Raw genomic sequence first — 12,792 nt, 5'->3', positions numbered from 1 at the left:
CTTGTTGAATCTCATCATTCACGATCGCCTCGATATCCCAGTCGCTGATCTCCTTCTTCATAATTGCGAAATTGAGTATTTAACATATTCTTTGCGCCCGTGTTTGGCAGCGACCGCTTCGTGATTGTGGTAATCATTTACAAATTTGGCGGGATTGAGAATCTGAATCTCTCTAAATGGATGTAGGCTGAGTAAGTCTCGATCTCCTGTAATTAAATAGTCAGCTTGACCATTGACAGCTACTTCTAGAAATTTATTATCTTTGGCATCGCGACAAGCAACAATGGATTCTTCAATCGCAATCAGTTCGGATATTTCGATAAATTGAGCAACAAATTCCGAACGGGTTAATGCAGATACATATTTATCAAATTTTGGCCGCGTCAACACCTCCTGTAACTCTTCAATGGTAGGAATAGAAACTAGAAAAATCCCCAATTTTTCTATCAGACTGAAGGCTTGAGCGGGTACAGATGAGGGAATTAAAATACTGCTAACTAGAGTATTGGTATCAATGACAAATCTCAGTTTAGACATCTTCACTCAAGATTTCGTCTAAAACTTCTTGAGTTAGGCCATTTTCTTGTGCTTGCGATCGCATGTCGTCAATGATCTCGTCTAGCGATCGCTTTTTCATCATTTGTTTAAGCCATCCATTGACAATGATTTGTATCTTCTGACGTTCTATCAAGGAAAAACCTTGATAGACTTGAGCGATTTCTGAATCCACTTGGATGCTAATGCTTTCCATACTCTATCTCTGAATCTTGGGTTAGGGTTCTTTCATGATATAGCAGAGAATGAGTGAGTGCGATCGCCCCTCGATGCTTATGTATCACTGACAACACTAGACTTCCTGTGCTGGCGATCGCCTGAAAAACACCGATGGAGACACCTGGAAGAAATCCGCTAATTTTTCAATATGTTCCACCGTCAACTTTCGTTTACCATTAAGAACGTCAGAAATAATGGACTCCGTTTTGAAAATTGGGACTAAATCTTTTTGCTTCAAACCCAACTCATCAATCAGTGCTTTCAGTAACTCAACCCCATTTAAGTCGGGAATCAATACATACTTTTCTTCATACTCATGAACCAGAAGACCCAAGAGGTTCAGGTAATCTCGTTTGTCCGGTGTGAGTTCACCAGAATCTAGTAAAGTATCAATCACTTGTTGAGCAGCAAGTAGATCCTCCTCTGATTTAATGGGACGAGGTGGAAAGTCTTGCAGAAGGTCAATATAATTGCTAGATTGAGTTTTTAACATATGTTTAGCGCCCGTGTTTGGCGGCGACCCAATAACTGTAAACTTTACCCAATTTTTGGAGTATTAAAACAAAAGCTTACTCGTACCACTCATCATTTTTCCAATCATCTTTATCATACTCTGCATGAGTGAGAAGATGGCGGATAAAGACTTTTCGGTAAGTGTAATCAATCAAAGCTATTAAACGATACTTGTTACCACCAATATTAAACACCGTAAAGTTTCTTACTTGATCGGCAGATGAAAAAACTTCACGTAACTCGACAAAATTTTTCCATTTTGCAGTAGTAGCAAGCTTATACCAAAGAAGTAAGCTCGTTTTAGAGTCGGGATGTTTCTCCCAAAACTCTACAAGCCGAGAACGCGTGATGATGTGCATAAATATCTAACCCAGAAGATTCCATAATCAATCCCCATGTGATAAATAAATATATTGATCAGTCGATCTATCTTAGCAAATTGCGAAGTTTCTGCCAAGCTCCTCAAAGTTGATGAAGATTTGTTTATACCGGGTTTGTGGCTAGTTTTGACATTTAACGCTCTGCTATGGTATTATTAAAGGTTGGGATAATCAAACGATTATATACCAGTGATTTGAGGTTTTTACGCTACTTTTAAGGAAGTAATTAAGATCCGAACTATCACTATGTACTTAATTATAGTATCTGTCAGACTCTAAAATAGTAATATGCTCGGCCAATGCGTAAAAATTCTTACAATCCAGGATCTCAAATCCGTTACAGAGCGAATATAAGATTAGGTGAGCAGCAAGACCAAAAATTTAATGACTTAGCCAAGATAGAACAGTGTCGTATTGAAAAAGGTATTTTGGCTAAAGATCAAAAAACTCTCAGAGTTGTAGAACTTTTTGCTGGTGCAGGAGGAATGGGATTAGGGTTTTTAATGGCTGGAAATCCAAATAGTAGATATAGAATTCTATCTTCTGCTGAAATTAATCCTATTTACTTAAAAAGTTTAGAAGAAAACTATAGATATTTCAATAGTCATTTGTCTGACAATACGAAGGGACTTATACCTTCTGAATTTTCTCCTACAGATTTAATTCAAGATTTTCATCGTCAAAGAATAAAAAATATAGTTCAAGAAGCTGGAGGTATTGATGTTGTTATTGGAGGAACACCATGTCAGGGATTTTCTCCATCAAACAGAAGAGGATGGGATAGTAAAAAAGAACACAATAAGTTAGTTGAATGTTTTATAGATTTTTCAATTGCATTAGACCCTAAAGTGATTCTTTTAGAAAATGTACAAGGAATTCTTTGGACTCCTCGTTCAGTTATGTCAACAGATAACAGAATCACTGTAGTAGATTATGTTGAAAAAAAGTTAAGAAAATCAGGTTACTTGATCTTTCCTGCTGTTTTAGATGCTGCATGGTATGGTGTTCCGCAACATCGAAATCGTTTTTTCTTACTAGCATTACATAAAGATCTAGGGTATAATACCAATGACTTTGGAGAATGGGGGCCGTTTCCTTTACCGACACATGGCCCAATGGGAGAGTTTGAATATGTCACAGTTAGAGAGGCAATATCAGATTTACCTAGGATATCTAATGGAGAGTCTAGAATTCTTCAAAAATATCGAGACATTTCTGAAGGGCAGCTAAATCAGAATGTTTTTTTGAAAAAAATGCGTGAAATGTCACCGCCCGGTATTATAGAAGGTCACCTTGTATCTAGACAAGCTGATTATGTCATTGAGCGTTATCGTCATATTCCTCCAGGTGGTAACTGGAAGAATATTAGACATATGATGTCAAATTATAAAGATGTTGATAGAACGCACAGTAATATCTACAGACGACTTAAATGGGATGAACCTTCAGTGACAATAGGGAATTATAGAAAAAGTATGTTGGTGCATCCTGAGCAAAATCGAAATTTGTCATTAAGAGAAGCGACTCGCCTACAATCATTACCGGATTGGTTTACTTTTTGTGGTGGACTTGATACCGATAAAAAGTCTGGTTTAACTTATAAACAACAGCAACTAGCTAATGCGGTGAGTTTTCTAATGACATTAGAAATTGCTAAATACATTCTTAAACTTTGAACTATAAAATTTTTCAGTTAAATATCTGAAACAATAGCGAGGAACACACTGATGGCACAAATTAATAGGCAAGACGGTGATAATGTACTCAATCTTCGTGAATATTTATATGATGAAGAACATATTGCTTATTCTGATTTTGAGCAAATTCTCGAAACGTCATGTGAAATTTTTAGACGTTCATTAGAACCTAATACAGTTGGTTCGTGTAAAGGTCTGATTTATGGTCATATTCAAAGTGGAAAAACATCTGTCATCCTAACAACTATGGCCTTAGCTGCTGATAATGGATATAGTAACTTCATTGTGATGACCTCCAATTTAAATGATATTTATGAACAAACTCTTCACCGGATTAAAGGAGCATTAGATAGTTTTCAAGTGTTTGGAAAAAAGGAGTTTAGAAATGGGATTGAATTTAGTCATGGATTTCCAGTAGTTTTAGTTGCGTCTAAACATCAAGGAATTCTTGGAAGAGTATTACAAAGAACGGAAGAACTGAATTGGCATAACCAATCTGTTCTCATTATTGATGATGAGGCAGATCAAGCCAGCTTAGATACAAATATCAATAATCCATTAAGGCCAACAAGTCGTGTTAATCAAGCGATAATAAATCTGAGGAATCATTTACAATCTCATACATATCTGCAAACAACAGCCACTCCTCAATCACTCTTACTACAGGACGACCAAAGTGATTTCAGACCTGATTTTGTTGAAGTCACTATTCCAGGGAGAGGTTATGTGGGTGGCAATTACTTTTTTGATCGAGACAATTTTCAAGATTCAGAACATATTCGTACAGTACCTGAAATTGATGTTGATGGGCTAGTAACAAGGAATCAGATCCCTAGAACTGTTAAAGAATCTTTATTAGTTTTCTTCTTAGGAGCAGCTATATTAAGAATACAGGGAAATACCAAAAAGCATACGTATCTTCTGCATACTAGCTTTAGACAAAACGATCATCATTTTGCTTATGAATTGGTTGTGCAATTCAAAAATCAACTAACTAATCAATTAAGAGAGGTATCTAGAAACTCTATTGATTCTATCTCTACTGATCTCAGGCAAGATTTGCAAAATGCATATGATGATTTACAACAAACTTTTTCTTCTATTCCAACATTCACTATTCCAACATTCACTGATGTCATCAATGAAATAGCAAGACGTATTACTTCTACAGAAGTAATAGAAATCAATTCTAGTACTGGTGAAGGAGTCAGCCCAAATCCAGCCAGAAAACATATCCTATACATTGGTGGAACCAAAATAGGACGTGGAGTAACAGTTAAGAACTTACTGGTAACTTACTACGGACGAGATGCTCAACAACCACAGATGGATACTGTTTTACAACATGCCAGAATGTATGGCTATCGACAGAATGAATTGCCAGCTATCCGAATTTATCTTCCTACTCACTTAGCACAAAGGTTTCATGCAATTCATGCTAGTGATAATGCTGTTCGCGAACAATGCAGAGAAACTCATGAGCCTATTCAAGCTATTCCTCTACCAATCAGAGGGATGAGACCAACTCGACGCAATGTCTTAAACGAAAATACTGTCACTTTAGTAACGTATCAAGGAGGAAGGCAATACTTTCCTCATCTACCTATCTCTAATCCTGAAGTTCTAGGTAATCAAACTCAAGAACTTGATGAACTTTTATCTGAGTCCGAATATCCACGTTTGCAAAATCCTTACCCTGTCACAATTGATGATTTGTTAAGAATTTTAAGTTTTAAGTTTTCAGAACCTAACCAGAATGATTCTTGGAAAGATCACTTGATTAAAATGGCTCTAAATACACTTAAAGAAAATCCACAGTATCAAAATAGAGGTAATCTAGTGATTGTTAATCGAAATTCTAACTTGAAGAAAACTGAAACTCGCAGTTACAGGAAAATTGGTGCAGTTTTACCTGGAGGAGCAGGAGCTGTACCTTATGGTATTAATAGAAGATTTCCTGCATTATTAATGACTAGAGTTAATGGAGACATAGATCCTCAAGGTGGTTGGGATGGAGTCCCCTTTTGGATTCCTGTAGTTCGTTTTCCTGATGGTAATTATGCCTTTTCTGTAAATGAAAGCTAATTTTGATAGCCTATTATTCTACACAGTTTTATCGCCCCCTCCATAGATCTTTAGGTAAGGAGGAGATCCCAAACTCCCCCTTACCTAGAGCGTTAACTACACTACGGCAGTTTCGTGTTGGGCGTGGAGGCGTTCTTTTTTCAACGCTTCCGAGAGACGGTTGAGGGCGTTGACATAAGCTTGAGCAGACGCGACTACAATATCCGTATTCGCTGCATGGCCGGAGTATACCCGGTCTTCATGTTGCACGCGGATGGTAACTTCACCGATCGCATCTATTCCCGCTGTCACTGACTGTACCGAGAACTCAATCAACTTATTGGGCACATTAATCACCCGATTAATCGCCTTATAAATCGCATCCACCGGCCCGGTGCCGATCGCCGCATCCGTCAGCTCTGCCCCGTCTGGAGTCCGCACCGTTACCGTTGCTGTCGGTTGTGCGCGATCTCCACAGGAGACTTGCACCAACTCCAACCGGAAGAAGTCTGGTGCTTGTTGAATCTCATCATTCACGATCGCCTCGATATCCCAGTCGCTGATCTCCTTTTTCTTATCAGCTAATTCCTTAAAGCGCACAAACGCCTTATTTAAATCGGTGTCCGGCAACTCAAAGCCCAACTCTTGTAGACGGTTACCGAAGGCATGACGGCCCGAATGTTTACCCAATACAATCTGATTTTCACTCAAGCCAATGGACTCAGCATCCATAATTTCATAGGTGAGCTTATTCTTCAGAACCCCATCCTGGTGAATCCCCGACTCATGGGCAAAGGCATTCGCACCCACAATCGCCTTATTCGGCTGCACCAACATTCCCGTTAAATTCGACACCAATCTGGAAGTCTTATAAATTTGCTTCGTATCGATCTGGGTCAGAGGTTCCGTGGACTCCGGAGCGCGGCCAAAGAAGGGATTATAATACTGACGGCGCACATGCAGAGCCATCACCAACTCTTCCAGAGCCGCATTTCCTGCCCGTTCGCCAATGCCATTAATCGTACATTCGAGTTGCCGAGCGCCATTTTCTACGGCAGACAAGAAGTTCGCCACCGCCAAACCCAGATCGTTATGGCCGTGAACCGAAATAATCGCTTGGTCAATGTTCGGCACATTTTCCTTAATGCCGCGAATTAAACCGCCAAACTCCGCTGGAGTCGTATAGCCAACCGTATCGGGGATGTTAACCGTCGTTGCCCCAGCAGCGATCGCCGCCTCCAAAATCTGATACAAAAACTCCGGATCGGAACGTCCCGCATCTTCGGGGGAAAACTCCACATCATCCACAAACGACTTCGCATAAGCCACCATTTCCGGTGCGATTTTCAGCACCTCTTCCCGGCTCTTCTTCAACTTATATTGCAGATGGATATCCGAAGTGGCAATAAACGTATGAATCCGAGGTTTGGCCGCCGGTTTCACTGCCTCCCCTGCCGCCTTAATATCCTCGCGCGTTGCTCTGGCTAACCCGCAAATGGTTGGCCCCGTTTCGGTTCCCACCGTAGCGGCAATCTTCTGCACCGCATCAAAATCCCCCGGACTCGCAAACGGAAAACCAGCCTCAATCACATCTACTCCTAGACGGGCCAGTTGTTTCGCGATCGCCAGTTTTTCATCGCCATTGAGGGTTGCCCCTGGACATTGTTCGCCGTCGCGGAGAGTGGTATCAAAGATAATGATACGATCGTGTTGAGGTTGCATAGTCATAGCAAGCTATTCGACAAAATACAGATTCATATCATTTTAGCCCAGATTCTAGGCCTGAGTATATTAAGAAGATCGCCTCTTTAACGTTGGAGAACTTAAGAGTTACTTTATATAGCCTTTCGGGGTTAGGATCTTTAGAAGAAAAATCTCTCTAGTGGTTGATTGTTATGGTTGCCCTGACTGGATACGAGAACTTAATTCTCATTCACGATAGCGAAAACTCCCAAGTCTATCGCGCTCGAAGAATTAGCGATCGCCAACCCGTCATCATCAAAGTTCTCAACCGAGACTATCCCACCTCAGAGCAGATTCGACGCTACAAACAAGAATATCAGCTTATTAACCAGTTAGCATCTCCCAAGATCGTCAAAGCTTATAGCCTAGAAAAATGGCAAAGAAGCTTGGCGATGGTTCTAGAAGATTTTGGAGCAATTTCACTAAAACAATGGCTGCAAGAGCGCTCAGGAGTTTCTTTAGAGGAATTTTTATGGCTGTCGATCGCCATTACCGAAAGCTTGGGACAAATTCACGCAAAACATATTATTCACAAAGATATTAATCCCGCCAATATTGTGCTAAATACCGAGACCAAAGAAGTGAAAATCATTGATTTTGGTATATCCACCCAACTGAGTCGAGAAAATCCAACCCTAAAAAATCCTAACGTTTTAGAAGGAACCTTGGCTTATATTTCCCCGGAACAGACGGGTCGAATGAATCGCAGTTTAGACTATCACACGGATTTTTATTCCTTAGGAGTCACGTTTTACGAACTGTTAACCGGGAAATTGCCCTTTATTGTTGAAGATGCCTTGGAATTAATCCATTGTCATATTGCTAAAATGCCAATTTTAGCAGTCACCTCAGAGAATAGACGACCAATTCCGCAAGTTTTGGCAGATATTGTCTTAAAATTGATGGCGAAGAATGCCGAAGAACGCTATCAAAGTGCCGAGGGATTGCGATCGGATTTAGAAGAATGTCGCCAACAATTAGAAGCGAGCGGTAAGATTGCCCCCTTCCCCCTAGCTCAAAAAGATATTGCTGCTCGCTTTCAGATTCCTCAAAAGCTCTACGGACGCGAAGCAGAAACCGCGACTTTGCTCGAAGCGTTCGAGCGAGTAGCCGAGACGGGAAAAGTCGAACTGATGTTGGTCGCGGGTTACTCCGGTATTGGCAAATCCTCCCTAGTACAGGAACTCTACAAGCCCATCACTGCACATCGGGGCTATTTTATTGCCGGGAAATTCGATCAATTTCAGCGCAATATTCCCTATTCGGCGATCGTTGCTGCTTTTGGCTCCCTGGTGGAGCAATTATTGGGAGAAACTGAGGCTCGGTTGCAAGTCTGGCAAGAAAAAATCTTGAAGGCGCTGGGAAATAACGGACAAGTTATTATTGATGTGATTCCCGAAGTGGAACTGATTGTCGGCAAGCAACCGAGCATTCCTACCTTAGGAGCCAACAAAGCCCAAAATCGCTTTAACCTGGTTTTCGGAAACTTTATCCACGTTTTCTGTGATAAAGAGCATCCTTTGACTCTCTTCCTCGACGACTTGCAATGGGCGGATTTGGCCACCTTGCAACTGATGGAGCGGATGTTGCTCGAAGGGCAAACAGAATATCTCTTGCTGTTAGGTGCTTATCGGGATAATGAAATTTCTGCCGGCCACCCTTTGGCAATATCCCTGGCCAAACTCCGGCAAAATAAGAGCGAGGAGATCGCACAGGTTACTTTAAACCCTTTGCCCCTCGACCAAATTGCTGCTTTAATCGGCGATACCCTCCAGCAAACGTCTCAAGCTGTTAGCGACTTAGCTCAGTTAACGCTAGAAAAAACTGGGGGAAATCCTTTCTTCGTCAATGAGTTTTTACAAGCATTGCATGACGAAGACTTGTTGCAATTCAACCGACAAGCGAGAAGTTGGCAATGGGATATGGCAGCGATCGCAGCGAGGGGCTTCACCGATAATGTCGTAGAATTGATGGTAGAGAAACTGCAAAAATTGACCCCATCCAGCCAAGAAATTTTAGCCCTAGCCGCTTGCTGCGGTGCAGAATTTGACCTAGAGCTTCTGACCTGGGTCTGCGAGATCTCGCCTCAAGAAACGTTCGAGCTACTTCAAATAGCTCTCGATCGCGGCTTCATCTTGCCTCTCTCAGAACTCGATGAAAACCTGTTGATTAAGTCCTATAAGTTCGGTCACGATCGCATCCAACAGGCAGCTTATGCACTGATTCCTGACCCTAAAAAAGAATCGCTTCACTACCACATCGGACGAACACTGCTCCAAAATATACCTCCAGAAGACAGAGAAGAGAACATTTTTGAGCTAGTCGGCCAATTCAATGATGCAACGGCTTTAATCACCGAGCAAAAAGAACGCGACGAACTTGCCGAACTCAATCTCGTAGCCTGCCGCAAAGCCAAGGATGCTAACGCCTATCAAGCGGCTAGCGAGTATGCCAACACGGGATTATTGTTGCTAAGTGAGACCGGTTGGCAGCGGCAATATGAAATGACTCTAGCATTCCACGAACTAGCAGCTCAATTGGCTTCGCTATGCGGCGATCTTGAGGCAATGGAAGCGTTTATTGAAATCGTGATTGCCAGAGCCAACAAAATACTAGAAAAGGTTAAGGTGTATCGGATTGCGATCGTCTCAAAAGTCTCTCAAAATAAACTTAAAGAAGCCATTACCATAGCCCGACAATTACTGCAACAGTTAGGGGTTACTTTTCCTGAAAATCCCACAGAGAATGATATTCAAAAGGCACTTACAGAAATTGGAGAAATAATTGGACGAAGAAAAACCGAAGACTTGGTTAACTTGCCAATCATGAGCGATCGGGAAAAAATCGCCATTATGGAGGTGATTAATAGCATTATATCAGCGGCTCATATTTCTTCTCCTCTCTTATTGCCATTACTGATTGCCTTATCAGTCAAGCTATCGATTCAATATGGAAATACATCGACTTCAGCTTATGCTTACGCCTACTATGGTGCGCTATCTTGTATTCGCCTCCAAGATGTCGATACAGGGGTAAAGTTGGGTCAGTTGGCACTACAGATCGTATCAAAACTGGATGAAAAGGTCATAACTGCTAAAGTCTTGTGCATAATCGTTTTTTCTGTACTACACCGCAAATTTCATACCAAACAAACCCTATCCCTAATGCAGGAAGCTTATGTATCGGCTAGTGAATTTGGCCAATTAGAAGATATTGGATATGCAGCTCACAATTTTTGTCTCAATGCTTTCTGGTGCGGTCAATCCCTTAATACCTTAAATCATGAAGCGAGCGCCTACTGTCTGACTTTGGCGCAACTAAATCAGTCGATAACCGCGAATTACTGTCGAATCCATTGGCAAACCATTTTGAATTTACTGGGGTTTGCGGAGAACCCAAGTATTTTGTCTGGAGAAGCTTTCCAAGAAGTAGAATTTGTACCTAGACTCATTTCTACCCATGACTTGCTTGGCTTGTTTATGCTCTATTTATACAAGCTGATGCTTTGCTACTTATTTGAGGAAATAGAATTAGCTCAAAGTACTGTTCATGAAGTAAAGCGTTATTTAATAGCTAGCTCTGGAACCGTTGGCGAACCGGCTTTTCTATTCTATGCTTCTTTAACCGCGATCGCTGCTTTGAATTCCGAATCCGAGGAGGAAAGATTAGAGGGACTCCAACAAGTTGAACAAAACCAAACAGAACTGCAACAGCAATGGGCGCATTATGCTCCCATGAACTACCAACATAAGGTGGATTTAGTAGAAGCAGAAAAATGCCGAATATTAGGGAAAAAAGCAGAGGCAATCGAGCTATACAACAAGGCTATATCTGGAGCCAAAGAAAACGAATACATCCAAGAAGAAGCTTTAGCCAACGAACTCGCTGCCAAATTTTATCTAGATTGGGGTCAGGCAATCGCTGCTCGCGCTCACATAATGGAGGCTCATTACTGCTACTCTCATTGGGGAGCAACAGCGAAGGTAAAGCACCTGGAACAGATGGAAGTAAGCTATGCTGATACGCTTTGGGGCGCTTCGACTCAAGTTAATCGCTTAAACCACCGCTATTCAACTTTATTCACTGCTTTACCCAAACAGGATTCTGGTTTTTCTGAGATTCAAACCCAAACATCTAGTGAAAAAAATCTGCATAAAACCTTGGATATAGAAACCGTATTTAAGGCGAATCAGATAATTTCTGGAGAGATTGTCTTAGATAAGTTGCTCGTCGAGTTAATGAAAATTATCCTCCAAAATGCTGGGGCACAAACGGGCTGTTTGATGATGGCCGATCGAGGAAGTTTAGTGATTCAAGCATCGGGAAATATTAACTCTGAAGAGATTAAAGTGCTTCAAGAGTTTCCTGTAGAAGAATCGACTTTAGTTTGCCATGCTATTGTCAATTATGTGGCGAGAACTCAAGAAAGTGTAGTCTTGAATGATGCCTCACATTCTGGAACGTTCACTCAGGATAGTTATATTCAAATCCATCAGCCTCAATCGATTCTTTGTGTGCCTCTGGTTAATCAAGGTCACTTAATCAGTATTGTTTATCTAGAAAATAACTTAACAATCGGGGCTTTCACAGATGAACGAGTTAATATAGTACAGGTGATTTCCGGACAGGCGGCGATCGCCCTAGAAAATGCGTATTTATACCGAAATCTAGAACAGAAAGTGGCAGAGCGAACAGCGGAACTGGCTTTAGCTAACGCGGAGATTAAAACCTTAAATGAACAATTAACCTCGGAAAACCTACGCTTGAGTTCCGAGTTGGATGTGGCGAAAAAGATTCAACAGATGGTATTGCCAAAAATCACGGAATTAGAACATATTGAAGATTTGGAAATCGCTGGCTATATGGAACCGGCTGATGAAGTAGGAGGCGATTATTACGATATCTTAAATGAAGGGGATCGGATCAAAATTAGTATTGGGGATGTGACGGGTCATGGTTTAGAAAGTGGGGTGTTAATGCTCATGGCTCAAACGGTAGTGCGAACGCTACAAAATATGCATGAAACCAATGCCATCCACTTTTTAGAAATTGTTAACCAAACCCTCTGCCAAAACTTAGAACGCATGAACTCGGATAAAAATATGAGTTTGGCAATTCTCAATTATCAAAAGGGTTTAATTAAACTGAGTGGACAACATGAAGAAATTATCGTGGTGCGAGCGAATGGAGAATTAGAGTTAATTGATACTCTAGATTTAGGGTTCCCGATGGGTCTAGATTGGCACATCAGTGACTTTATCCATGAACAGGAGTTGCTTTTAAATCCCAATGATGTACTGATCTTATATACGGATGGAATTACGGAAGCAGAAAATGTAGACAACCAACAGTACGGACTAGAACGCTTAACTCAATTGGCACAACAACACGGTCAACATTCAGCTTATCAAATTCGCGATCGGATTATTGAGGATGTCCGAGAGTTCATTGGAGAACAGAAGGTCTTTGATGATATTACGTTGGTGGTCTTAAAGCAACGATAACTTTAGGTTGCCTATATTTCCTCAAAAATCTAGCAATCTCCCTATAGCGCTGCGCGCTAGGGAATACAGCGCTTCGCGCTGCTATGAGGTACATTGTTGATCGTAGATGTGAGTTGT

General features: G+C 41.2%; 8 protein-coding genes. 3 read left to right on the top strand and 5 right to left on the bottom strand.

Annotation, left to right across the window (positions count from 1 at the left end; all coding sequences use genetic code 11):
- Nucleotides 1-57 precede the first annotated feature (57 nt).
- The 4 genes from AC3A14_RS21610 to AC3A14_RS21595 form a co-directional block, all read right to left on the bottom strand.
- Complete coding sequence (locus AC3A14_RS21610; protein ID WP_318733784.1) at nucleotides 58-537, bottom strand: putative toxin-antitoxin system toxin component, PIN family; 480 nt, start codon at nucleotides 535-537, stop codon at nucleotides 58-60.
- Nucleotides 530-751 (bottom strand): hypothetical protein, encoded by a 222-nt coding sequence (locus AC3A14_RS21605; RefSeq protein WP_318733782.1) that lies wholly within the window; start codon nucleotides 749-751, stop codon nucleotides 530-532. The genes AC3A14_RS21610 and AC3A14_RS21605 overlap by 8 nt, the downstream gene beginning before the upstream one ends.
- Before the next feature lie 96 nt (nucleotides 752-847).
- The gene (locus AC3A14_RS21600) at nucleotides 848-1,267 is read right to left on the bottom strand and encodes a helix-turn-helix domain-containing protein (protein ID WP_318733780.1); all 420 of its coding nucleotides are present in this window, start codon (nucleotides 1,265-1,267) and stop codon (nucleotides 848-850) included.
- A gap of 76 nt (nucleotides 1,268-1,343) precedes the next feature.
- Nucleotides 1,344-1,646 carry a type II toxin-antitoxin system HigB family toxin gene (locus tag AC3A14_RS21595; protein ID WP_318733778.1) on the bottom strand — a complete coding sequence of 101 codons (303 nt, stop codon included), beginning with the start codon at nucleotides 1,644-1,646 and terminating at the stop codon, nucleotides 1,344-1,346.
- A 320-nt stretch (nucleotides 1,647-1,966) separates the two neighbouring features.
- Between AC3A14_RS21595 and AC3A14_RS21590 the strand changes: the two genes are divergently transcribed.
- Nucleotides 1,967-3,343: a DNA cytosine methyltransferase gene (locus tag AC3A14_RS21590; protein WP_318733776.1), complete on the top strand. Its 1,377-nt coding sequence runs from the start codon at nucleotides 1,967-1,969 to the stop codon at nucleotides 3,341-3,343.
- A 51-nt stretch (nucleotides 3,344-3,394) separates the two neighbouring features.
- Nucleotides 3,395-5,449, top strand: coding sequence for a Z1 domain-containing protein (locus tag AC3A14_RS21585; RefSeq protein WP_318733774.1), 2,055 nt, complete (start codon nucleotides 3,395-3,397; stop codon nucleotides 5,447-5,449).
- Nucleotides 5,450-5,545: 96 nt separating this feature from the next.
- Here the strand turns inward: AC3A14_RS21585 and AC3A14_RS21580 are convergent, their stop codons facing one another.
- Complete coding sequence (locus AC3A14_RS21580) at nucleotides 5,546-7,150, bottom strand: 2-isopropylmalate synthase (RefSeq protein WP_413038620.1); 1,605 nt, start codon at nucleotides 7,148-7,150, stop codon at nucleotides 5,546-5,548.
- Nucleotides 7,151-7,323: 173 nt separating this feature from the next.
- Here AC3A14_RS21580 and AC3A14_RS21575 point away from each other — a divergent pair, with 173 nt between their 5' ends.
- A complete protein-coding gene (locus AC3A14_RS21575) occupies nucleotides 7,324-12,675 on the top strand; it encodes an AAA family ATPase (RefSeq protein ID WP_318735975.1) in 5,352 nt (1,783 codons plus the stop codon).
- The last annotated feature ends 117 nt before the right edge of the window (nucleotides 12,676-12,792 follow it).

It is taken from the genome of Roseofilum sp., assembly GCF_982964205.1.
Note: the sequence above shows the minus strand (reverse complement) of the source record. Positions and strands in the feature narration are given on the sequence as shown.